The following is a 23,450-nucleotide window of genomic DNA, read 5'->3' as shown; positions in this document are numbered from 1 at the left end:
GGAAGAAAAAATGAAAATCGTTGGAGTAGCAGCATGTACGGTGGGGATCGCTCATACGTACATTGCGCAAGAAAAGTTGGAGAATGCCGCAAAAAAGGCCGGGCATGAGATCCATGTGGAAACACAAGGAACGATCGGGATCGAAAATGAATTGACAGCAGAGCAAATCAGTCAAGCAGATGTCGTGATTTTAGCTGTAGATGTCAAAATCAGTGGTCGTGAACGTTTTGAAGGAAAACGAATCGTCCAAGTACCGACAGAAGTTGCTGTAAAATCACCGAGTAAGTTGATTGAAAAAGTAGAAGAAGTAGTCGTGCAACAATAATTACCAGAATGGGGGAGACAAAAAATGGAGGCAATTAAAAAGTTAAATTTAAAAGGACATTTATTGACAGCGATTTCATATTTGATTCCAATCGTATGTGGTGCCGGATTCCTGATTGCAATCGGCATGGCCTTTGGCGGAACAAGTCAAGGAACACTTGTACAAGGTGAGTTTTCGATTTGGGATGCGTTAGCAACGATGGGTGGCGCTGGTTTAGGATTATTACCAGTTGTGATCGCTACCGGGATTTCTTATTCCATTGCAGCTAAACCAGGGATCGCACCAGGTTTCATTATTGGTTTAACAGCAAATGCAATTGGTGCTGGTTTTATCGGGGGGATTTTAGGTGGTTACTTAGCAGGTTATCTTGTTTTAGGTATTTTAAAACATGTCAAAGTACCAAAATGGGCAAAAGGATTGATGCCAACATTGATTATTCCATTTATTGCTTCAATTGTTGGTGGCTTAGTCATGGTGTATATCATTGGCGCGCCAATCGCAGCATTAACGCTATTATTAACGAATTTCTTAGATGGATTAGGCAATTCTTCCTTATTGATTTTTGGTGGTGTGATCGGCTTATTAAGTGGGATCGACTACGGTGGTCCAATCAACAAAACCGTATTTGCCTTTGTGTTGACGATGCAAGCGGAAGGGTTGAATGGCCCGATTACCGCACTGCAATTAGTCAATACAGCCACACCGATCGGCTTTGGTTTAGCTTATTTTATCGCCAAAATGTTCCGCAAGAATATCTATACAAAAGTGGAAGTAGAGACATTGAAATCAGCCGTACCAATGGGTGTCATCAATATTGTTGAAGGTGTGATTCCTTTAGTTATGAATGATATCGTACGTGGCGTAGTCGCAACAGCAATCGGTGGATTTGCTGGTGGTGCAACAACGATGATCTTAGGTGCGGATGCAACGGTTCCTTTCGGTGGTGTCTTGATGATCCCAACGATGTCTCGACCATGGGCAGGTGTGATCGCAATCTTAGTGAACGTCTTAGTAACAGCCGTCGTTTTAGCTGTGATCAAAAAGAACGTGCCGGAAGAAGAAATGGACTTAGTAGTAGAGAAAGAGGAAGAAGATATCAGTTTAGATGATATTCAGATTTTTTAAAATAAGTGCGTAAAAAAGAGGGGCAAAATCGATGAAATTTTTTCTAGATACAGCAGATGTAACAGCAATCAAAACAATCAATGCGCTAGGTTTAATCGATGGGGTGACAACCAATCCGACGATCATTGCCAAAGAAGGACGCGTGTTTGAAAAAGTCATCAAAGAAATCTGTTCGATCGTTGACGGACCTGTCTCAGCAGAAGTGACTAGTTTGGAAGCAGACGGCATGGTCGCAGAAGCGAAAGAGATCGTCCAATGGGCGGAAAACATCGTGATCAAGATCCCTATGACAGAAGAAGGATTGAAAGCGACGAACGAATTATCTAAATTGGGGATCAAGACCAATGTCACATTGATTTTCTCTGTGGCGCAAGGGTTACTAGCAGCAAAAGCAGGTGCGACATTTATTTCACCATTTTTAGGTCGATTAGATGATACCGGAACGAGCGGGATCGAGCTTGTCGCAAAACTACGTGAAGTACTAGATACTTACGGGTTTTCTACAGAAATCATTGCAGCAAGTGTCCGTAATTCGGAACATGTGGAAAAAGCGAGTTTAGTTGGCGCACACATTGCCACTGTACCGCCATCATTGTACCAAACGTTGTGGAGCCATCCATTGACAGATAAAGGGATTGCGCAATTCATGGCGGACTGGGAAAGCTTTCAAGGAGGGAACAAATAAATGGGAAAAGTGGAATTTTCACCTTCATTGATGACGATGGACTTGGATAAGTTCAAAGAACAAATCGAATTTTTAAATGATCATGTCGATTCTTACCATATCGATATCATGGATGGTCATTATGTACCAAATATCACATTATCTCCATGGTTCATTGATGAGGTACGTAAAATCAGTAATCTACCGATGTCTGCGCACTTAATGGTTAAAGATCAAAGTTTTTGGGTGAATCAATTAATCGAGCAAAAGTGTGAATGGATCTGTATGCACGCCGAATTATTAGATGGTTTAGCTTTTCGTTTGATCGATCAAATCCATGACGCAGGGTTAAAAGCTGGCGTCGTTTTGAACCCAGAAACACCGATCGAAGCCATCTTCCCATACATCGAATTGGTCGATAAAATCACGATCATGACGATCGATCCAGGATTTGCTGGACAACGGTTTATTGAAAGTACACTGGATAAGATCGTTGCTTTACGCGAACTACGCGAAGAAAAAGGGTATCACTATGTGATTGAAATGGACGGCTCTTCCAACCGTAAATCCTTCAAACGAATCGATGCAGCAGGACCAGATATTTATATCGTCGGTCGCAGTGGCTTGTTTGGTTTAGATGAAAAAATCGAAAAGTCATGGGAAATCATGAAAACCGATTATGAAGAAATGACTGGGAAAACGATCGGGTAAGAGAAGGTCGTAAGAAAGCCGGTCAGTTCCGCCTTACTATTGAAGGAGTTGGCTTTCGGACGCCGTTTGTCTAGGTTATAAGAAAGCCGGTCACCATCGAGTAATAAGACAGGAAAATCGAGAATGCCTCATTCATTTTTGATTCTTCTGTCTTATTTTCAAAGTGAAAATTAAAGAATAGGTATTATTTTATAGGAACGAATAAGGAGGAATTATATTGTTTGATAAAGTAGATCAGCTTGGTGTGAATACGATCCGTACATTGAGTGTCGATGCAGTACAAAAAGCAAATTCAGGACATCCGGGGTTACCAATGGGTGCCGCGCCAATGGCTTATGCCCTTTGGACGAAACACTTGAAAGTGAATCCGAAAACTTCTAAAAACTGGGCAGACCGTGACCGTTTTGTCTTATCTGCGGGACATGGTTCAGCGATGTTGTACAGCTTGTTGCACTTAGCAGGGTACCAAGTGACGATTGATGACTTGAAACAATTCCGTCAATGGGAGTCAAAAACACCAGGACACCCTGAGGTCAACCATACGGACGGCGTCGAAGCAACGACTGGTCCGTTAGGACAAGGGATCGCAATGGCTGTGGGGATGGCAATGGCAGAAGCGCATCTAGCAGCGACCTACAACAAAGATCAATTCAACGTCGTTGATCATTATACCTATGCGTTATGTGGCGATGGCGACCTGATGGAAGGTGTGTCTCAAGAAGCAAGTTCGATGGCTGGACATATGAAATTAGGAAAATTAATCGTTTTATACGATTCAAACGATATTTCTTTAGATGGACCAACCTCAAAAGCCTTCACTGAAAATGTTGGCGCACGCTATGAAGCTTATGGTTGGCAACATATCTTGGTCAAAGACGGCAATGATTTGGAAGCTATCTCAAAAGCAATTGAAGAAGCGAAAGCCGAAACAGACAAACCGACATTGATCGAAGTGAAAACGGTCATCGGATTTGGTGCACCAAACCAAGGAACTTCTGCGGTCCACGGCGCACCACTTGGCTTAGAAGGCATTCAAAAAGCCAAAGAGATCTATGGTTGGGAATACCCTGACTTTACCGTACCAGAAGAAGTGGCGGAACGCTTCCGTCAAACGATGGTTGAAGAAGGCGAAAAAGCTGAAAATGCTTGGCGTGAGATGTTCGCAGCATACAAAGCAGCGTATCCAGAATTAGCGCAACAATTCGAAGATGCTTTTGCTGGGAAGTTACCAGAGAATTGGGATGCCGAACTTCCAACGTACGACGAAGGTGAAAGCCAAGCGAGTCGTGTCTCAAGTAAAGAAGTTATCCAAGAATTATCAAAAGCGATCCCAAGCTTCTGGGGTGGTTCTGCCGATCTATCTGGATCAAACAATACGATGGTGACAGCAGACAAAGATTTCACGCCTGAACACTATGAAGGCCGCAATATTTGGTTTGGTGTTCGTGAGTTTGCGATGGCATCAGCGATGAACGGGATCCAATTGCATGGTGGTACTCGGATCTATGGGGGAACATTCTTTGTCTTTGTCGATTACTTGCGACCAGCTGTGCGTTTAGCAGCGATCCAAAACACGCCAGTTATTTTCGTCTTGACCCATGACTCTGTGGCAGTTGGTGAAGATGGCCCGACGCACGAGCCAGTGGAACAATTGGCTTCGGTTAGAAGTATGCCAGGTGTCCATGTCTTACGTCCGGCGGACGGGAACGAAACTCGTGCGGCGTGGAAAGTTGCGATGGAATCGACAGATACACCAACGATCTTAGTCTTGAGTCGTCAAAATCTACCAGTTCTTCCAACAACAAAAGAAGTGGCGGATGATATGGTTAAAAAAGGTGCCTATGTCTTGTCTCCAGCTAAAGGGGAACAACCAGAAGGAATCTTGATCGCGACAGGTTCAGAAGTAAATCTAGCGGTCAAAGCGCAAAAAGTATTAGCGGAACAAGGAAAAGATGTCTCAGTGGTTTCTATGCCAAGTTTTGATTTGTTTGAACAACAATCTGCAGAATATCAAGAAAGTGTCTTGCCAAAAGCAGTGACGAAGCGTGTTTCTATCGAAATGGCTGCTTCATTTGGCTGGGAGCGCTATACGGGAACAGCAGGGGCAATCATTGCGATTGATCGTTTCGGTGCGAGCGCACCTGGGGAAACGATCATCCAAAATTATCAGTTTACAGTGGAACATGTTGTTGAAGTGTTTGATCAATTGTAGAAGGTATTTTTGTTCTTTTACTATTTAAAATTTCAAGTTAAAGATACACGTACTTTATTTAGATAAAATCTGCCAAACTGGAATTCAATGTTTTCCGGTTTGGCAGATTTTTTTATTGATTCATGATTATTTTAATTTCAGGTGTTTGATTTCTAAAAAGTGTTGGAGATTTAAGACCAATCCTCCTAGAAGTGTCGCTTTTTCGTTCAAAGAGCTGTTGCGGACGACTAATTGATTCGAAAAATGATTGTGCAGATTCCCTTTTAATTGTTCGATCATATCAGGTATTTCGCGATAAAGTGAGCTATTCAAAATAATGATCGATGGGTCATAATGGGCGATCAAGTTGTTGATACCGATCGTCAAGTAGTTGATATTTTCTTCTACGACTTGTCGCGCATCACGATCTTGGTTTTGGTAGTATTCTCTAAGGATGATGCCATTGACATAGTCTAGTTTTTTTTTCTGAGCAAACCGATCGTAGCAAACTTTGTTGGCAGCGTACATCTCCAAACAACCTCGGTTGCCACAGCGACATTCCTTACCGTCCATCACGATGATCTGATGACCGATTTCACCAGCAAAACCATGGGCACCAACCTCTAAATTCCCATTTTTGACGATTCCTGCACCAATGCCGCTGTGCATATTGATACTGACAAGATTTTCCGAATCTGAGGTAAAGCTATACTCACCTAAAGCTGCCAGATTTGCTTCATTTTCCAAATAGACAGGATAGTCTCTCAGTTTTTCAGCTATTTTGCGAAAAGGGATGTGATCGAAATTGTAATGTGGGCCAAAAATCGGCTCACCATGGTAGACAGGGCCATGAACGGCAATTGCTACCCCAATAATTCCATATTCTGTCGTCGGAAGATGTTGTTCAAATAACGTGAAGATTTCTGAAAGATACAGATGGATGGCTTCCTCATCTAATGTGATTGGCTTTTTTTGGATATGTTGGATCTCTTCCCCATCTAGATAAGTAAGGAGAGCATGGATGTAATTATAGCCGATGTCAATAGAAATAGAGAGGCCAGCTTTTCCATTATATTGAAGAATGATCGGTTTACGTCCACCGACATTACTAGATTCTCCAATGCCGGTCTCGATGACTAGTTGATCATCGATCAATTTTTTCACAATAGAGGACACAGTTGCTTTGGTTAGTCCAGTTATGGCTGAAAGCTCTGCACGAGAAAGAGCGGGTTGATTCATAATCAATTCTAAACAGAGAGACTCATTTGGGCTCCGTCGAGTATACGTTGGATTTTTCAAAGTAAATCACTTCCTATTCATTATGTAATGAGGATACGTTCTAAAGTATACTGGTAATCTCATTATTTTTCTAGTTATTTATCTATAGCTATTTCGTTTTGTAAAGTAAATAAATTAACTTCATTCGAATATAAATGCTTTGATAATAATAAAAAAATAACTTGACTATAATTATGAAAGCGTATACTATATGCTTGTTAAGTTAGTTTGTTAGATAAACTAACTAATATAGAATGAATAAATTAGGAGGAATATGTTATGAGCTATTTTCCACAAATAGAAAAAATCCAATATGAAGGTACAACGACAACCAATCCCTTTGCTTTTCGCCATTTTAATCCAGAAGAGGTAGTTGCCGGTCAAACGATGAAGGAGCATTTACGATTTGCTGTTGCTTACTGGCATACCATGACACAAGATGGCAGTGATCCATTCGGCTCACCAGTCAATCAAAGAACGTGGCTAGGTGCGACTGAAATGGAAACCGCAAAAAATCGAGTAGCGGCCTTTTTTGAGATTTTAGAAAAATTAGGTGTCGAATATTTTTGTTTCCATGATGTCGATATCGCGCCTGAAGGGGATAGTTTAGAAGAATTCTATGCAAACTTAGATGAAATCACCGATTTGATCAAGGAACAGATGGAGCGTACGGGAATCAAACTACTTTGGAATACTGCAAATATGTTCAGCCACCCACGCTACGTGAATGGTGCAGCTTCAACGAATCATGCGGATGTCTTTGCCTATGCTGCTGCTCAAGTCAAAAAAGGCTTAGACATCTCAAAAAAACTCAACGGTCAAAATTATGTATTCTGGGGTGGTCGTGAAGGGTATGAAACGTTGTTGAATACGGATATGGCGTTTGAACAAGATAATATTGCACGTTTGTTCAAAATGGCGATCGCGTATAGTGAAAAAATCGGTCATACGCCACAATTCTTGATTGAACCAAAACCAATGGAACCAAGTAAACATCAATATGATTTTGATGCCGCAACGGCTTTACAATTTATTCAAAAATATGGTTTACAAGAGAAATTCAAACTGAATCTAGAGGCTAATCATGCAACGTTAGCTGGGCATACGTTTGAACATGAGATCGAAGTAGCACGGATCAACAACGCGTTAGGTTCCCTAGATGCGAATCAAGGGGATGTGTTGCTTGGCTGGGATACTGATGAGTTTCCAACGAACGTCTATGATGTCACATTGGCCATGTATGGTGTCTTAGAAAATGGCGGTATCGCACCAGGAGGAATCAATTTTGATTCGAAAGTCCGTCGTTCCAGTTTTGCCATGGAAGATCTATTCTTAGCGCATATCGCAGGGATGGATACCTTTGCTAGAGGGCTGAAGGCAGCTGCGAAATTAAAAGAGGATTGCTTCTTCGATACCTTAAAAGAGAAACGCTATGCTACGTTCCAAGAAGGCATTGGGGAATCCATTGTCAACGACAAGGAAGATTTGGAAAGTTTGGCTCACTATGCATTGAAGTTGAAAGATATCGAGCTGGAATCAAGCCATATCGAATATGTCAAATCTTGTTTGAATGATTATTTAGTTTAATCCAACTTATGGAGAGTCTCATTCAGTTAGCTAAGGATAGATGTCACTGACTCCTTTGGATGGTTGAAAGGGATTCTCCTAAAAAAATAGAGTGAGGTGTACGATGAAAATTAAAAATCCAGTATTAACAGGTTTTCATGCTGATCCGTCTATTGTGCGTGTGGGAGAAACATATTACATTGCCAACTCAACGTTTGAATGGTTTCCAGGCGTTCAGATCTATGAGTCGCAGGACTTGATGGATTGGCGTTTAGTGGCACGTCCATTGGCTTCTGTCGAGATGTTGGATATGAAGGGCAATGAAGATTCAGGAGGGATTTGGGCGCCCGATCTCTCTTATGCGGATGGGAAATTTTGGTTAGTTTATACCGATGTCAAAGTGGTCAATGGAGCGTTCAAAGATTGTACAAATTATTTGACTACTGCAGAAGAGATCACTGGTCCATGGAGTCAACCGATCCGGTTGAACGGTGTCGGCTTCGATGCTTCTCTTTTCCATGATGACGATGGCCGCAAATACCTAGTTCAAATGGAATGGGATCATCGCGAATACCATCATCCATTTAACGGGATCAAATGCACCGAATATTCAGTAGAAGAGCAACGTCTACTTCCGGAAACAGGTAAGATCATTTGGAAAGGAACTGACGTGAAATTAGTGGAAGGCCCACATCTGTATAAGTTATTTGGTTATTATTATTTGTTTTGTGCAGAAGGTGGTACCGTCTATACGCACCAAGAAGTGGTGGCACGGTCAAAAACTTTAGAAGGAGCTTTTGAAAGCCAAGCAGAGACCTTTTTAACTGCCTATGATTCTCCAGAAAATCCGTTGCAAAAATGCGGGCATGGTGCATTAGTCGATACACCAGAAGGCGAATGGTATTTTGCCCATTTGACTGGTCGACCGTGGCATCACAAAAATGAATCCATCCATGATCCTCGTGGCTGGTGTACATTAGGCAGAGAAACAGCGATCCAAAAGGTGACATGGTCTAAAGAATTGTGGCCAGAAATCGTTGGTGGAAAGCAAGGGAGCATGGAGGTGGAAGCACCTAAAGGAGTGACACCTCACCCTTATGAAAAACTGCCAGAAAGGACTAACTTCGAACAAAGCGAACTGCCACCACAATTTCAAACAGTACGTGTCCCTTTTACGAAGGACATCGGCATCTTGAAAGAGGGAAAGCTGACATTACGAGGTGCCGGAAGTTTAGCCAATACACATGGAAACTCCCTAGTTGCTAGACGTTGGCAAGCATTTGAGTTTGAAGCGGAAACTGCATTGAGCTATTCGCCAACGACCTTCCAGCAAATGGCAGGGCTGACGAATTATTACAATTCGCAACATTGGTCGATGATCCAAGTTACTTGGCACGAAGAAAAAGGTCGTGTCATTGAACTCACTGAGAATAATCAAGGCGTATTCAAAAGTTATTTGCAGGAACAGGTCATTCCAATTCCAGAGGATGTAACAATTGTTTATTTCAAAACGATCGTCAGAAGAGAAACTTACACATATGCTTATTCGTTTGACGGAAAAACATGGATCGAATTAGCGATCCAGTTAGACGCAAAAGTACTATCCGATGAATATGTCAACCAAACCCATGGTGGATTTTTTACGGGTGCATTTGTGGGAATGGTCAACATCGATTACTCAGGATATGATTTACCAGCTGTTTTTGATTATTTTGATTATCGGGAAAAGCAAAGTGAATAGGACAGTGTGGTCGCTTCAGGAGTAAGAGGGGAGATCTTTCATGGAAAAAGAACGTTTATTTTCAATGTCTAATATTGAAAAAAGTTTTGGCCCTGTCCACGTCTTGAAAAAAGCAAGACTTGAGATAAATAAAGGCGAGATCCATGCTTTTATGGGAGAAAACGGAGCCGGTAAGTCTACTTTAATGAACATTCTTGCTGGATTGATCGATAAGGACGAAGGAGAAATCATATTTGAAGGGAAAGAAATCCCTAAAATGACTCCTGACTTCGCACAAGAATTAGGGATTGCCTTTGTTCATCAAGAGTTGAATCTAGCAGAAGATTTGTCTGTGGCAGAAAATATTTTTATTGGTCGTTTGCCCTATAAAAATAAGGCGTTAGGAATTGTTGACTTCAAAAAATTATATGAAGACACGCAACAATGGCTGAATCTAGTAGGATCTGCGATTTCTCCTACTACACTGGTTGCTTCGTTGTCTACTGCCAATAAACAATTAGTTGAAATTGCCAGAGCGCTTAGTTTGAACGCCAAAGTGATCATTTTTGATGAGCCAACGACTTCTTTGTCTGAAAAAGATGTCGAAGTTTTGTTTATTATCATTCGCAGATTGAAGGAAAAAGGTGTATCCAGTATTTACATCTCCCATCGGATGAAAGAGATCTTTGAATTAGGTGAACGAATCACGATCATGCGCGACGGGGAATATATCTTGACCGATGAAGTGAAAAACTTGTCTGAAGAAGCAATCATCGCTCGCTTAGTTGGGCGAGAAATCAACGATCTGTATCCGAAACAACCTACCCAATTAGGAGAAACTTACTTACAAGTTTTGAATCTTTCTGATTCTTTTGGGCGGGTGAAAAATGTTAGCTTCCAGGCAAGACGAGGGGAAGTATTGGGCTTTGCGGGGTTAGTAGGAAGTGGTCGAACCGAAACGATGCGATTGATTTTCGGTGCAGATCGAGCAAAATCTGGTGAAATCAAATTGGCGAACCAGCCGGTAGTGATCAAGTCACCGGTGGATGCGATTCGTCAAGGAATTGGACTACTAACGGAAGACCGTAAACACCAAGGCTTGTTTCTTGGTCTTTCGATCCAAGACAATATCACGATAACGAATCTAGGTGGATTTGTATTAAAACATGAATCACTTAATCAAACGGCTCATCAGTTTGTACAAGACGTGAAGATCAAGATCAGCGATATTGCGCGTCCAGTTGCCAGTCTCTCTGGTGGGAATCAGCAAAAAGTCGTTTTAGCAAAATGGTTGAATACAACAAATCAAGTATATATTTTTGATGAACCGACAAAAGGTATTGATGTGGGGGCAAAATCAGAAATCTATACGATCATCAATGAGTTGGCACGCCAAGGGAAAACGATTTTGATCGTCTCTTCGGAAATCCCTGAATTATTAGGGATCTGCGATCGAATCCATGTTTTTCGGGAAGGTGAGATTACAGGAGAAGTCGTCGTCGCTGAGTATCAGGACAGAAAAGATGAGGCGCAAGAATTGATTATGACCTATGCTACGCTTAATGAGCATTAACGATTCTTCAGTTAGAGGATATGTAAACAAAGGAGAGAACGATGGAAAAACGAAACAAGTTAACGATCAAGTCACTTTTTATGAACTACTCTGTTTATTTAGTGTTAATTGCTTTAGTCCTATATTTTTCAATTGCAAATGCGAATTTTTTGAGCACATTCAATATTGAAAATTTCTTCCAACAAATTCCACCGGTAGGCATTTTAACTGTTGCTTATGCGATGATTTTGATTTGCGGCTATGTGGATCTATCAATTGGTTATGTCGGAATGGCATCAGGAATGCTCGGTTTATATGCGGCAAATCAAGGAATGCCTGCGCCAGTCGTTGTGCTTCTGGCATTATTGACAGGGGCAATGTTAGGCGCGGTGAACGCTTTGTTGATCAAGAAATTTGATTTGCCTTCGTTTATTTTAACGTTAGGAACAAGTTATGTCATCAAAGGGATGCTCGGTTTTTTCACGGACGAACAATTTATCGGTTCCGAAAACGAGTGGTTCAATCGCTTAGCGAAAACGCCGATTGGTACGGATATGTTCAAAAGCAATGCCTTGATTTTTTTAATTATCATCATTGTATTTGCTTTTATAATGAAAAATACGCGTTTGGGAAGATATACCTATGTGGTAGGGTCAAATCAAGAAGCAGCCAGACTATCCGGTATCGATACGGATAAACATATCATCAAGATGTTTATGATTGAAGGAATGTTAGCAGCCATCGCTGGTTTGTTGATTGTTTCGAATTTAAATGGTGGCGCTTCCAAAGATGCGAATGGCTTAGACTTGTTCGCAATGGCGGCAGCTATCATGGGTGGTACATCATTTAGCGGTGGAATCGGCACGATTGGCGGAGCGGTAGCAGGTATCTTAACCTTACAAGTATTTAAAAATGGCTTGACATTGATGGGGGTAAATTCATTTTTACAAGATACAGTGACCGGTCTAGTCATTATTTTAGCAATCATCATTGATTATTTGAAACGTCGAGCAAGTCGTCAGTCATAATTATAATCTAAGGAGTGAAAAGACCATGTTAAAAAAATCATTTTGGGTCATCAGTATGTTCGTTGCGTTATTATTAGTTGGTACAGGATGTAGTACGAGTGATTCTGCAGATGCAGATAGCGAAAAGACCTTGTATTTCATTCCAATCGTAGACACCGGGGCTTATTGGAACCCCATGAAAAAAGGAGCAGAGGATGCGGCACAAGAATTGGGCTATACATTGGTCACGAAAACATCTCCTTCTGCTGAACCAAGTAAGAAAGAGAAACATATCGGCTTTATCAGAGAAGCAGTTGCCAAAAACGTAGCAGGAATCGCCATTGCACCGATTGAGAAAAAAGCGTTCGTTGATCCAATCAAAGCAGCCATGGATAAAAATATTCCAGTCATCACCTTTGATGCCGATTTAGAAAATCCTGAAGATCGGACAGCTTACGTCGGTACAGACAATGTCTCAGCTGGAAAAGAATTAGGGTTACGTGCGGCTGAAGAAATGAAGGCAAAAGGCATTACCGGTGGTTCGATCGCCATCGTTTGTGTGGACGTCGCACAACCAACTATGATCGATCGTGAAAAAGGACTGAAAGAAGGTTTTGCAGAGATCTATGGAAAAGATGCTGAGAACTTTAAGTTTTTAGCGACGATCCAAGACAATGATCAACCATCAGAATCTAAAAAACAATTAGAAGGCTACATTGCGGCGAATAGAGACTTAGTCACTGTCTTTTCATTAGGTTCAGAAGGGCCGAATGTCGGTGTGATGAGTGCATTAGAATCTCAAGGAAAAGCAGGACAGGTGCTTCATTATGGATTTGATTATACGGACACTTGGTTAAGCGGAGTAGCGGACGAACGAATCACAGCGATCGTTGACCAAGATGCGTACCAAATCGGCTATCAAGTGATCGAGAATTTAGTGAAAGCAATCGACGGTGAAACAATTGACGCAACAATTCCGATCGATGTCAACTATGTGTTAGCTGAAGAGTTAGAAGAGTATGGAAAAGAAAAAAGTAAAGTGAAAACAGACTCAGTAGAAGATTCTTCAGTAGAAAGTACAGAAGAAACAGAATAAAAAGCGTATGTAATCAGTGGAAAGGAACAGGTGGTGTCTTGATGGAACGGACTGTTTCTTTCGCTTGTTTTTGTCGGAAAGGGGAACGATTCATGTATGTATTAGGTTTAGATCTAGGAACAAGTGCCTTGAAGGGCCTAGTGTTTGATCGAAAAGGAAAGTTAGTGGCAGAAGCAGTTGCTTCTTACCCTATGAGCAATCCACAGATGGGGTATAGCGAGCAACAACCGGCGGATTGGCTCAAAGCAGCAGATCAAATATTGAAAGAATTATTAGGGAAAGTGACTGATCTTAAAGATGAATTGGCAGGCATCAGTTTTTCTGGACAGATGCACAGCTTAGTTTTTTTGGATGAAGCCGATCAAGTTGTAAGACCAGCTATTTTATGGAATGATGTTCGTACGACACCACAATGTCAACGAATCACTGAAATAATGGGGGATAAGTTGTTACAGCACACGAAAAACAAAGCGTTAGAAGGATTTACACTACCGAAAATCTTATGGGTCCAAGAACACGAACCAGCGAGTTGGGAAAAGGTCAAACACATTCAATTACCGAAAGATTATTTACGATTCTGGTTGACTGGTTCGTATCATATGGACGAGTCAGATGCGGCTGGCACACTACTGCTGGATCAAGAAACGAAGCAGTGGGATGAAGAAATCTTAGAAGAATTTGGGATCGATCCAGCCATCTTACCTCCTTTAGTGGCTTCTACTGACGTGGTGGGGACATTGAAAGAGGAATTAAAAGAAAGATACGGCTTTACCAAGCCAGTCAAAGTGATTGCAGGCGGTGCCGACAATGCCTGTGGCGCTGTTGGCGCTGGTATTTTAGAAGAAGGTCTTGGATTATGTTCCATCGGCACAAGTGGAGTATTCCTTCGTTACGAAAAAAATGTGGATAGAGACTATCAAGGGAAGCTCCATCTCTTCCAACATGCCTCAGGTGCCGCGTATTCCATGGGTGTGACCTTAGCAGCTGGCGACAGCTTGAGTTGGTTCAAACAGCGCTTTGCTCCTAATCGTTCCTTCAGCGAGTTGCTATCAGAAATCGGAAGTGTTGATGCAGGCAGTAATGGCTTATTGTTCACTCCTTATATCGTAGGGGAACGGACGCCTTACAGTGATAGTCAAATCAGAGGAAGCTTTATTGGGATAGATACGCAACACGAATTGAAACATTTTACCCGTAGCGTGCTAGAAGGGATTACCTTCTCTCTAAAGGACTCCCAAGCGATCATGGAAGAGATGACCCAACAAAAAATCGAAACAATCGTATCAGTCGGTGGCGGCGCAAAAAATCAGACGTGGCTCCAAATGCAAGCGGACATTTTCAATCGACCGATCGTTACTTTAACCACCGAACAAGGACCTGGGCTTGGCGCCGCTATGTTAGCAGCAGTAGGCTGTGACTGGTTTACTGATTTGAACGAATGTGCAAGTGTTTTTGTTTCCTACCAATCCCCTGTGCAACCGAACCCGCAACAAGTGGAAATTTACCAAAAGGTGTATGCGCGTTATCGTAAAGTATACGAATGTACAAAGGAAATTTGTCACATGTACGAAAAATAATAAACGAGTACCTAAGTGAAAGGAGTGTTCCTAGTGAAAAAAATGATCACGTTGTTAGGCGATTTTTACCATCCGCATGATCCGTTAGTCAACTATTTTCAGGGGATCGCTAAGCACTTCCCACAAGAACTAAAGATGACTGATCTGACGATCGAGCAACTAACCAAAGCATTACATGAGCAACCTGATTTATTCCTCCTTTCAAAGGAAAATCGGTTAGCACCCAAAACAAATGACGCTTTTTGGTTAAATGAAACATACGATCAGTTGATCACCAAGTATGTAGCGGGTGGCGGAAGCCTGATTGCGTATCATTCAGGACTTTCTAGCTACCCGATCCACTCTGCGTTTAGTGAGATGTTGCGGGGGCGCTTCCTTCATCATCCCAAACCTACAGAAGTAACCTATCGAGAACCAAATGGTAAGTCTTATAAAATATGGGACGAACACTATTTCACTGAGGTAGCTATAGGCGAAACGGAAGTTCTGATGCACAGCTTTTCTCACTATGGTGAATCGATTGCCGCTTGGCGACATCTGTATGGTAAAGGTAAAGTTTTTTGTATGACTCCTGCACATTTTTCAGAAGGATTGCAACATGAAGGAAATCAAATGGTACTTTTCGATGGAATTAGTTGGTGTCTAGAATCAACATGAATACGGTGAAAAAGAAGGATAGTTTTTTTATAAGTCCATTTATGTTTCCAATCAGTGCTATACTTAAAGTATTCAATAGATTGGAGAAAATTTATGAGTCAAACAGAATTTATCATGCTCCTGATCGTCGGCATCATTGGAATCTTAATTGTCTTAGAAATCAATTCGCGAAAAAAATTAAGAGCAGATATCCGTTACAAATGGGGGAAGCTTCCATATCAAGTACGATTTGATAAGGAGGAGAGCTTAAAAGAAGCTTGGCAGACAGAAAAAAAGTTTCGCACGTGGGACAGTGAAGTCGATGACTTGACTTGGTATGACCTAGATATGTTTGAAGTATTCGAAACGCTCAATCATACGTATTCAAGTGTGGGTTCAGAAGCGCTTTATCAGCGACTGCGTAATTTTGATTTTGGACAAGATCAGCGTCTAGAAAAGTTGATTACTTTCTATCAAGAAAATCCTAAGTTGAGAGAAGAAATCCAATATCAATTTGCACGAATTGGAAAAAAAGACCGGAATTTTGCCAAACAATACTTAGCAGATGGCAAAAGCAAAAGAATTGGTCATATTGGGCTATTTGCCTTTTTAGGCATGTTACCACTCATTGGTTTAGGCTTGTTTTTACTTGGACAAGTGATCGGCATTTATCTCGCGATCATTAGTGTGTTATTCAATACGGTTTATTACTTGATAAAAAAGCAAACACTCGAAACAGAACTTAATAGTATGAGCTATCTTGTTTCTACGATTTCTGCGGCGAAAAAAATAGCTACGTTTGCCACACCGTTACAAGCAGAGTTACAAAAAAATGTTCAGCCTTTAAAAGAAATCCCTAAGTTCGGTTTTTCATTTCGAGTGAAAAATGGCTCAGAAGCGGAGTTGTTTTTTGACTACTTGAATATGATGTTCATGTTGCCATTTATTTCGTATCATTTTGTCATTAGCCGATTGGAAAAGAAAACGGAACAAGCGATTGAATTATGGCAATTACTCGGAGAGCTAGAAGTAGCTGCGGCAGTATTGAATTATCGCACCTACATGCCCTATTCTTGTCAACCAGTCTTTGTAGAAGGCGGGATTATGGCAGAGGATACGTATCACCCTCTGATTGCAGAGGCAGTCGTCAATCCCATCGATTGGCAACAGAACACATTGGTCACAGGCTCGAATGCTTCAGGAAAATCGACGTACGTCAAAAGTATTGCCATCAACTGTATCTTAGCGCAAACGATCCAAACTGCTTTAGCCGAATCTTTCACGATCCAACCCGGTCATGTCTTGACCTCGATGGCGATCGAAGATAATTTGTTTGAAGGCGATAGTTACTTTGTTTCAGAAATCAAATCGATCAAGCGCTTATTACAGCAAGTGGAAACAAAAGAACGTTGCTATTGCTTTGTCGATGAGATCTTGAAAGGGACAAATACGATTGAACGGATCGCGTCTTCAGCAGCTATCGTGAATTGGTTGAGTGATTACCCTTCTTTAGCCTTTGTCGCAACACATGATATCGAACTGACAGAGATCTTGAAAAAAGATTGTGCCAATGTCCATTTTGAAGAGCAAGTGACGCCTGAGAAGGGGATCAGCTTTGACTTTAAATTAAAACAAGGACCTGCTAAGACAAGAAATGCCATCGCATTATTAGATGTGCTGAAGTATCCTACAGCAATCGTGAAAGAGGCACAAGCAGAAGCCGCCTATTTTGATCAACATCGCCAATGGCGGGTAGTGGAGTAAGAAATAAGCCCAAGCTGAAAGTATTTAGTCAATAACCATCATTGATAATGAAAACCACAGAGACGACAGAATTATTTTCTGGAAGGACTTGTGGTTTTTTCATTTTCATCTTACTGCATGAAGCTTAACGGCTTTCTCACAACCTAGATAAACGGTGTTCGAAAGCCAACTCCTTCAATAGTAAGTCGAAAATTGAAAAAATATGAGGAACTATTTTCTCAATTTCCGCCTTACTATTCGGAGCTTAACGGCTTTCTCACAACCTCTTTACATGCTAAAATAGTAAATCAGACAAAATAAGGAGAGTTAGTAAAAAATGACATATGCTCTTGAGATAAATGAGTTAAGAAAAATATATGGGACAGGTGTGGAAGCACTCCGAGGCATCGATCTGACGGTTGAAGAAGGAGATTTTTATGCATTATTGGGACCAAATGGTGCAGGGAAATCAACAACGATCGGGATCATCACTTCATTAGTGAATAAGACATCGGGAAAAGTGAAAGTATTTGGCTATGATCTGGATACAGATTTAGTACGAGCAAAACAACAAATCGGCTTAGTGCCCCAAGAATTCAACTTCAATCCGTTTGAAACAGTGCAACAAATCGTCGTGAATCAGGCGGGTTACTATGGCGTGGCCCGTAATGAAGCATTGAAACGTAGTGAAAAATATCTTAAACAATCTAATTTGTGGGAGAAACGCAATGTTCGTGCGCGGATGCTTTCAGGTGGGATGAAACGACGATTGATGATTGCCCGTGCATTGATGCATGAACCCAAATTATTGATTCTAGATGAACCCACAGCGGGTGTCGATATTGAATTAAGACGAGAAATGTGGGAATTTCTACGTGAATTGAATCACGCAGGAACAACGATCATTTTGACGACTCATTATTTGGAAGAAGCAGAAATGCTTTGTCGAAATATTGGAATCATCCAATCGGGTGAACTGATTGAGAATACCTCTATGAAAGCCTTGCTTTCCAAATTACAATTTGAAACGTTTATCTTTGACTTAGCACCTTATGATAAAAAGCCAGAGATCATTGGCTATACAAGTATCTTAGAAGATGAACGCACACTTGCGGTTGAAGTGGAGCGTGATCAAGGAGTGAATGGGATCTTTGAACAGTTAAGTGCGCAAGGGATCAAAGTCTTGTCTATGCGCAATAAATCCAATCGCTTAGAAGAACTTTTCTTGAAAATTACGGAAGAAACTTATCATATGGAGGCAACGAAGAAAAATGTTTAATCTTTATTTTACTGCATTAAAAAGTTTAGCAATCAAAGAAACCAATCGCTATATGCGTATCTGGGTACAAACGCTAGTACCACCAGTGATCACTACGTCTTTGTATTTTATCATTTTTGGGAAAATGATCGGGGGACGAATCGGTGATATGGGTGGTTTCTCCTACATGGAATTTATTGTTCCCGGATTGATCATGATGTCCGCCATCACAAGCTCTTATTCAAATGTTTCTTCTTCATTCTTTTCACAAAAATTCCAAAAGAATATCGAAGAGATTTTAGTTGCCCCTGTACCAACACATGTCATCATCTGGGGATTTGTGATCGGTGGGTTGGGACGGAGTGTCTTGGTCGGTGCATTAGTCACAATGATTTCTCTATTTTTTGTGCCATTACATGTCTATTCATGGACGATCGTTGTATTAACACTATTGATGACCGCTATCTTATTCTCGCTTGCTGGTTTGATCAATGGGATTTTCGCCCAATCTTATGATGATGTGTCCATTGTACCAACGTTTGTGTTACAACCTTTGACTTATCTTGGCGGGGTGTTTTATTCAATTTCGATGTTACCACCGATTTGGCAAGCCATCTCAAAAGTAAATCCAATTGTTTATATGATCTCAAGTTTCCGTTATGGTTTCTTAGGCACCACCGATGTGCCAATCTTCATTTCGATTGCGATCCTTGTACTGTTCATTGTAGTGCTTTATTCAACGTGTTGGTACTTGATCAATAAAGGTAGAGGGTTAAGAAGTTAAGCGAACGAGGCAAGCTAACTCCTTCAATAGTAAGTCGGAGCTGACCGGCTTTCTCACAACCTCGATAAACGGTGTTCGAAGGCCAACTCCTTCAATATTAAGGCGGAAATTGAAAAAATATGAGAAGCTATTTTCCCAATTTCCGCCTTAATATTCGGAGCTGACCGGCTTTCTCACAACCTCGATAAACGGTGTTCAAAAAGCTGACCTTCAACATTAAGCTAAAAAATTGCAAAATATGAAAAGCTATTTTACAATTTTCTATCTTACTGCTCAGGTCAAAACGCTTTTTTCACAACCTATGATAAACGGTGTTCAAGGAGCAACACTTCGGACATAAGCCAGGAAAATCAAAAATGAAACAACCATTTTCGATTTTCCTTTCTTATGCCTTAGTGCTGATCGCTCCTTTCACAACCTCTACTTTGCTTCTTTTTCTTTTTCCTTGTATAATGGCAACAATGTTTTTGATGGAACTTTTTATATAGCGAAATGGAGTGTACTTGATGAAGAATAATTTTTGGGCTGAACTACCTACGCCCTTTTTTGTATTAGCACCGATGGAAGATGTGACAGATGTGGTTTTTCGCCATGTTGTCCAAAAGGCCGGTGCGCCGGATGTGTATTTCACCGAATTTACTAATTCAGATAGTTTTTGTCATCCAGATGGCAAAGAAAGTGTCAAAGGACGTTTGACATTTACTGAAGATGAACAACCGATGGTGGCACATATCTGGGGAGATAAACCGGAATTTTTCAGAGAGATGAGTATTCAACTAGCCGAGATGGGTTTTAAAGGAATAGACCTCAATATGGGTTGTCCGGTACCGAATGTGGCAGAACGTGGAAAAGGTAGTGGCTTGATCCTACGTCCTGAGGTTGCGGCAGAATTGATCGAAGCTGCAAAAGCTGGAGGGTTACCGGTAAGTGTAAAAACACGTATTGGCTACACAGAGCAAGCTGAAATGGTTGATTGGATCAGTCATTTACTAAAGCAAGATATCGCGAATCTTTCTGTTCATTTACGTACACGCAAAGAAATGAGTAAAGTGGCGGCACATTGGGAACTAATTCCTGAAGTCGTTGCCTTGCGTGACCAAATTGCCCCACAAACGAAGTTGACGATCAATGGTGACATCCCTGACCGCCAAACAGGGCTTGAATTAGCGGAAAAATATGGTGTAGATGGCATCATGATCGGCCGAGGTATTTTTAAAAATCCATTTGCCTTTGAAAAAGAACCGAAAGAGCATTCAGCAGAAGAACTTATTGATTTACTGCGCTTGCAACTAGATTTACAAGACCACTATGCAAAAGAGATCCCACGTTCGATCACAGGCTTACATCGTTTCTTCAAAATCTACGTCAAAGGATTTCCAGGAGCCAACGATTTGCGTGTGCAATTGATGAACACGAAATCCACTGATGAAGTTCGGGCACGTTTAGATGAATTTCAACATAAAACTGAATAAACTGTCTAAGTTTTCACAAAGTAATCAGCCAAAAAAGCTGTGACATCTAAAAAATATGAAAATATTTTCGGATGTCATGGCTTTTTTTAATGAATTGACTTTTGAAGGCTGTTTATTCAGTTTTAGCTGACAATGGCTATCTAGATTGTATATTTCACGTGTAAATAATACTGAGTGAAAAATGATAAAAAATGAATTAAAAACAAAGAAAAATGAAGAAAATTTAATGTAACGTATGTTATTTGAGCGTTTTATTTTATGACATAACGGATTTAATGATATCCTAAAATTTATCAGATGATAAAAATTTATAGAACAAGAATTGAGTAGGTGGATGTCATGAAAAAAGTCATTGTAACAGGTGCAGGAGTTGCGGGATTAAGTGCAGCTGTACGCTTGCAAAAATTAGGCTATGAAGTAACATTGTACGAAAAAGAAAGTGGCCCTGGCGGCAAGATGAATCAAATCAAAAAAGATGGGTTCACGTTTGATGTGGGGCCAACGATCGTGATGATGCCTGAAATCTATCGCGAAGTATTTGAATTTTGTGGGAAAGATCCGGATGACTACATTCCGATGGAAAAAGTCGATCCTATGTTGAAACTCTATTTCAATAAAGAAGAACCAATCGAATTTTCAAATGATCTCATTGAATTGACCAAAACGCTCGAAGCGATTTCCCAAGAAGATGCGCAAGGCTATTATGCGTTTCTAGCGGATATCTACAAGCGTTATCACATAGCCAAAGAAGCATTTATTACTAAATCCTTTCGTGGTTTTTGGGATTTCTATAATCCTAAATCACTATGGGCAGGGATTCGTCTAAGAACATTTAGTGATGCGTATTCATCGATTGCTAAATTTGTTAAAGATGAACGTTTGCGAAAATCATTGGCGTTCCAAACCTTATACATCGGTGTTTCCCCATATCAAGGTCCATCGTTATACACGATTATCCCGATGATCGAACTTTTATATGGCGTTCATTTTATCAAAGGAGGTATGTATACTTTAGCAACCTCACTAGCTAACTTATTAGAAGAATTAGGTGGAACGATCCATTATAATACACCCGTTGATGAATTGATCATTGAAGATAAAGTGGCAAAAGGTGTTCGAATCGGACAAGAACGAATAGAAGCAGATGCGGTCGTTTGTGGTGCTGATTTTCCTTATGCAATGAAAGAGTTGATTCCTGATGAAAAGAATCGTGGGAAATATACGGATAAGAAAATCGATAAGATGGAATACTCTTGTTCTTGTTTCTTACTATATTTAGGTCTAGATAAAAAATATCCGGGGGATTATCTCCACAGCATCTATTTTGCAGATGACTTCAAACGAAATGTGGATGATTTATTTGAAGATGGTCGTTTACCGGAAGATCCATCCTTTTATCTATACCGTCCTACGATCATGGATGAATCATTAGCCCCAGAAAACCATGAAGGATTATATGTATTAGTACCAGTTCCAGAACTTTCAAAATACGAAGATTGGTCAGAAGCGAAAGTCCAAGAATATCGTCAAAAAGTATTGACATTATTAAAAGAAAAGACAGACTTTACTGATATTGAAGAGCATATCGTTTCAGAAAGTTTTTATACACCAAAAGACTTTGAACAACATTTCAATGCCTATAATGGTGCAACATTTGGGTTGAAACCAACCTTAAAACAAAGTAACTATTATCGACCTCATAATAAATTTGCTTCTGCTGAGAATCTTTATTTCTGTGGTAGCAGCACACATCCCGGAGCTGGTGTACCAATCGTGATGCAAAGTGCTAAGCTTGCGGTAGAGGAGTTGGTTAAAGATGATAAAAACTAATCAGGAACTGTTTGAAAAACACGCAGACGATTTTGCCTATTGTGAAACTGTGATAAAAAAATATTCAAAATCGTTTTACGCTGCGTTTTCTCAACTTCCTGAAGAAAAAGCAAAAAGTGTCTATGCCATTTATGCTTTTTGTCGCTTGGCAGATGATACAGTTGACTTAGCCCATAGTGAGGAAGAATTGTTGGCACTAAAACACCAACTAGATGCTTTCTCCATGGGTAAAATTCCTGATGAACCAATTTGGCGTGCCTTGTCGGTTGTTTTTTCCGTTTATCCCATGACCTTGTCTCCGTTCTACGACATGATCGCAGGTCAAAAGCAAGATTTAGTCTTTACACAGCCAGAAACATTGGCTGACTTAGAAGACTATTGTTACTATGTCGCAGGTAGTGTCGGCTTGATGTTGTTACCTTTATTATCTGACCAAGCAGAAAAAATCCAGTCACAGGCAAAAAGGCTGGGTGAAGCGATGCAACTCACTAACATTTTACGAGATATCGGTGAAGATAATAAAATGGGACGAATTTATTTACCAAAGGAAATGATGCGTGCCCATGGTGTGACTGAAACCATGTTGCAAGCAGATAAACCTGCGAAGCCATTGATTGATCTATGGGAAGCGATAGCTAATGAAGCAGAGAAAAAATATGAAACTTCTTTTACGATGCTGCCGTTTATTGACCGAAATTGTCAACTCGCATTAACTGCTGCTGCAATGATCTATAGAGAGCAATTAAGCGTAATCAGAGAAAATAACTATTTCATGTTAGATCGTAAAAACTATGTCAGCCAGATAAGAAAAATCCAACTGCTGAGAAAAGCCAAAAAATATGTAGAAACTCTAATAAATAGTCCACAACAATCAACATTATAATTGGTATGATAGCATTGATAATCTGATGTATC

Annotated in this window: 19 protein-coding genes; 18 read left to right on the top strand and 1 reads right to left on the bottom strand. The window is 40.6% G+C overall.

Features of this window, described 5'->3' with window-relative positions; genetic code table 11:
- Nucleotides 1-10 precede the first annotated feature (10 nt).
- From IGJ99_RS13820 to tkt, 5 genes are all read left to right on the top strand, one after another.
- Complete coding sequence (locus IGJ99_RS13820; protein ID WP_010734014.1) at nt 11-325, top strand: PTS fructose transporter subunit IIB; 315 nt, start codon at nt 11-13, stop codon at nt 323-325.
- 24 nt (nt 326-349) lie between these two features.
- Nucleotides 350-1,450 (top strand): PTS fructose transporter subunit IIC, encoded by a 1,101-nt coding sequence (locus tag IGJ99_RS13815; protein WP_010734015.1) that lies wholly within the window; start codon nt 350-352, stop codon nt 1,448-1,450.
- Nucleotides 1,451-1,481: 31 nt separating this feature from the next.
- Nucleotides 1,482-2,135 (top strand): fructose-6-phosphate aldolase, encoded by a 654-nt coding sequence (gene fsa / locus IGJ99_RS13810; protein WP_023520553.1) that lies wholly within the window; start codon nt 1,482-1,484, stop codon nt 2,133-2,135.
- Nucleotides 2,136-2,825 (top strand): D-allulose 6-phosphate 3-epimerase, encoded by a 690-nt coding sequence (alsE, locus tag IGJ99_RS13805; protein WP_010734017.1) that lies wholly within the window; start codon nt 2,136-2,138, stop codon nt 2,823-2,825.
- Nucleotides 2,826-3,042: 217 nt separating this feature from the next.
- The gene (gene tkt / locus IGJ99_RS13800; RefSeq protein ID WP_023520552.1) at nt 3,043-5,037 is read left to right on the top strand and encodes a transketolase; all 1,995 of its coding nucleotides are present in this window, start codon (nt 3,043-3,045) and stop codon (nt 5,035-5,037) included.
- Nucleotides 5,038-5,163: 126 nt separating this feature from the next.
- Here the strand turns inward: tkt and IGJ99_RS13795 are convergent, their stop codons facing one another.
- Nucleotides 5,164-6,315 carry an ROK family transcriptional regulator gene (locus IGJ99_RS13795; protein ID WP_062806002.1) on the bottom strand — a complete coding sequence of 384 codons (1,152 nt, stop codon included), beginning with the start codon at nt 6,313-6,315 and terminating at the stop codon, nt 5,164-5,166.
- A gap of 258 nt (nt 6,316-6,573) precedes the next feature.
- On the opposite strand from IGJ99_RS13795, the gene xylA reads away from it, so the two are divergent.
- From xylA to IGJ99_RS13730, 13 genes are all read left to right on the top strand, one after another.
- On the top strand, nt 6,574-7,881 hold the full coding sequence (gene xylA, locus IGJ99_RS13790; protein ID WP_409173665.1) for a xylose isomerase: 1,308 nt from the start codon (nt 6,574-6,576) through the stop codon (nt 7,879-7,881).
- A gap of 103 nt (nt 7,882-7,984) precedes the next feature.
- Nucleotides 7,985-9,601 carry a glycoside hydrolase family 43 protein gene (locus tag IGJ99_RS13785; RefSeq protein WP_409173664.1) on the top strand — a complete coding sequence of 539 codons (1,617 nt, stop codon included), beginning with the start codon at nt 7,985-7,987 and terminating at the stop codon, nt 9,599-9,601.
- Nucleotides 9,602-9,641: 40 nt separating this feature from the next.
- Nucleotides 9,642-11,153 (top strand): sugar ABC transporter ATP-binding protein, encoded by a 1,512-nt coding sequence (locus IGJ99_RS13780; RefSeq protein ID WP_023520549.1) that lies wholly within the window; start codon nt 9,642-9,644, stop codon nt 11,151-11,153.
- A gap of 41 nt (nt 11,154-11,194) precedes the next feature.
- On the top strand, nt 11,195-12,160 hold the full coding sequence (locus tag IGJ99_RS13775; protein WP_023520548.1) for an ABC transporter permease: 966 nt from the start codon (nt 11,195-11,197) through the stop codon (nt 12,158-12,160).
- A gap of 25 nt (nt 12,161-12,185) precedes the next feature.
- Nucleotides 12,186-13,235 carry a sugar ABC transporter substrate-binding protein gene (locus IGJ99_RS13770; RefSeq protein WP_010734026.1) on the top strand — a complete coding sequence of 350 codons (1,050 nt, stop codon included), beginning with the start codon at nt 12,186-12,188 and terminating at the stop codon, nt 13,233-13,235.
- A 41-nt stretch (nt 13,236-13,276) separates the two neighbouring features.
- On the top strand, nt 13,277-14,812 hold the full coding sequence (xylB, locus tag IGJ99_RS13765) for a xylulokinase (protein ID WP_434800860.1): 1,536 nt from the start codon (nt 13,277-13,279) through the stop codon (nt 14,810-14,812).
- A gap of 42 nt (nt 14,813-14,854) precedes the next feature.
- Nucleotides 14,855-15,469 carry a ThuA domain-containing protein gene (locus IGJ99_RS13760; protein ID WP_153830580.1) on the top strand — a complete coding sequence of 205 codons (615 nt, stop codon included), beginning with the start codon at nt 14,855-14,857 and terminating at the stop codon, nt 15,467-15,469.
- A 93-nt stretch (nt 15,470-15,562) separates the two neighbouring features.
- On the top strand, nt 15,563-17,212 hold the full coding sequence (locus IGJ99_RS13755) for a MutS-related protein (RefSeq protein ID WP_438770899.1): 1,650 nt from the start codon (nt 15,563-15,565) through the stop codon (nt 17,210-17,212).
- A gap of 316 nt (nt 17,213-17,528) precedes the next feature.
- A complete protein-coding gene (locus tag IGJ99_RS13750; RefSeq protein WP_224434316.1) occupies nt 17,529-18,470 on the top strand; it encodes an ABC transporter ATP-binding protein in 942 nt (313 codons plus the stop codon).
- Nucleotides 18,463-19,233: an ABC transporter permease gene (locus IGJ99_RS13745; protein ID WP_010734031.1), complete on the top strand. Its 771-nt coding sequence runs from the start codon at nt 18,463-18,465 to the stop codon at nt 19,231-19,233. The genes IGJ99_RS13750 and IGJ99_RS13745 overlap by 8 nt, the downstream gene beginning before the upstream one ends.
- A 506-nt stretch (nt 19,234-19,739) precedes the next feature.
- Nucleotides 19,740-20,705, top strand: coding sequence for a tRNA dihydrouridine synthase (locus IGJ99_RS13740; protein ID WP_137072974.1), 966 nt, complete (start codon nt 19,740-19,742; stop codon nt 20,703-20,705).
- A 339-nt stretch (nt 20,706-21,044) separates the two neighbouring features.
- Complete coding sequence (locus IGJ99_RS13735; protein WP_019722718.1) at nt 21,045-22,535, top strand: phytoene desaturase family protein; 1,491 nt, start codon at nt 21,045-21,047, stop codon at nt 22,533-22,535.
- Nucleotides 22,522-23,418 carry a phytoene/squalene synthase family protein gene (locus IGJ99_RS13730; protein ID WP_023520543.1) on the top strand — a complete coding sequence of 299 codons (897 nt, stop codon included), beginning with the start codon at nt 22,522-22,524 and terminating at the stop codon, nt 23,416-23,418. The genes IGJ99_RS13735 and IGJ99_RS13730 overlap by 14 nt, the downstream gene beginning before the upstream one ends.
- Nucleotides 23,419-23,450: the final 32 nt, after the last annotated feature.

Origin of the sequence: Enterococcus sp. AZ095b (genome assembly GCF_051714725.1) — a bacterium.
Classification (GTDB): domain Bacteria; phylum Bacillota; class Bacilli; order Lactobacillales; family Enterococcaceae; genus Enterococcus_B; species Enterococcus_B pernyi.
This window is presented reverse-complemented; position numbering and strand designations above follow the sequence as displayed.

What these genes read in the sequence shown, in the direction of transcription:
- IGJ99_RS13820 (WP_010734014.1), top strand. Translation starts at nt 11, where the DNA reads ATGAAAATCGTTGGAGTAGCAGCATGTACGGTGGGGATCGCTCATACG.
- IGJ99_RS13815 (WP_010734015.1), top strand. Translation starts at nt 350, where the DNA reads ATGGAGGCAATTAAAAAGTTAAATTTAAAAGGACATTTATTGACAGCG.
- fsa (WP_023520553.1), top strand. Translation starts at nt 1,482, where the DNA reads ATGAAATTTTTTCTAGATACAGCAGATGTAACAGCAATCAAAACAATC.
- alsE (WP_010734017.1), top strand. Translation starts at nt 2,136, where the DNA reads ATGGGAAAAGTGGAATTTTCACCTTCATTGATGACGATGGACTTGGAT.
- xylA (WP_409173665.1), top strand. Translation starts at nt 6,574, where the DNA reads ATGAGCTATTTTCCACAAATAGAAAAAATCCAATATGAAGGTACAACG.
- IGJ99_RS13785 (WP_409173664.1), top strand. Translation starts at nt 7,985, where the DNA reads ATGAAAATTAAAAATCCAGTATTAACAGGTTTTCATGCTGATCCGTCT.
- IGJ99_RS13780 (WP_023520549.1), top strand. Translation starts at nt 9,642, where the DNA reads ATGGAAAAAGAACGTTTATTTTCAATGTCTAATATTGAAAAAAGTTTT.
- IGJ99_RS13775 (WP_023520548.1), top strand. Translation starts at nt 11,195, where the DNA reads ATGGAAAAACGAAACAAGTTAACGATCAAGTCACTTTTTATGAACTAC.
- IGJ99_RS13770 (WP_010734026.1), top strand. Translation starts at nt 12,186, where the DNA reads ATGTTAAAAAAATCATTTTGGGTCATCAGTATGTTCGTTGCGTTATTA.
- xylB (WP_434800860.1), top strand. Translation starts at nt 13,277, where the DNA reads ATGGAACGGACTGTTTCTTTCGCTTGTTTTTGTCGGAAAGGGGAACGA.
- IGJ99_RS13760 (WP_153830580.1), top strand. Translation starts at nt 14,855, where the DNA reads ATGATCACGTTGTTAGGCGATTTTTACCATCCGCATGATCCGTTAGTC.
- IGJ99_RS13755 (WP_438770899.1), top strand. Translation starts at nt 15,563, where the DNA reads ATGAGTCAAACAGAATTTATCATGCTCCTGATCGTCGGCATCATTGGA.
- IGJ99_RS13750 (WP_224434316.1), top strand. Translation starts at nt 17,529, where the DNA reads ATGACATATGCTCTTGAGATAAATGAGTTAAGAAAAATATATGGGACA.
- IGJ99_RS13745 (WP_010734031.1), top strand. Translation starts at nt 18,463, where the DNA reads ATGTTTAATCTTTATTTTACTGCATTAAAAAGTTTAGCAATCAAAGAA.
- IGJ99_RS13740 (WP_137072974.1), top strand. Translation starts at nt 19,740, where the DNA reads ATGAAGAATAATTTTTGGGCTGAACTACCTACGCCCTTTTTTGTATTA.
- IGJ99_RS13735 (WP_019722718.1), top strand. Translation starts at nt 21,045, where the DNA reads ATGAAAAAAGTCATTGTAACAGGTGCAGGAGTTGCGGGATTAAGTGCA.
- IGJ99_RS13730 (WP_023520543.1), top strand. Translation starts at nt 22,522, where the DNA reads ATGATAAAAACTAATCAGGAACTGTTTGAAAAACACGCAGACGATTTT.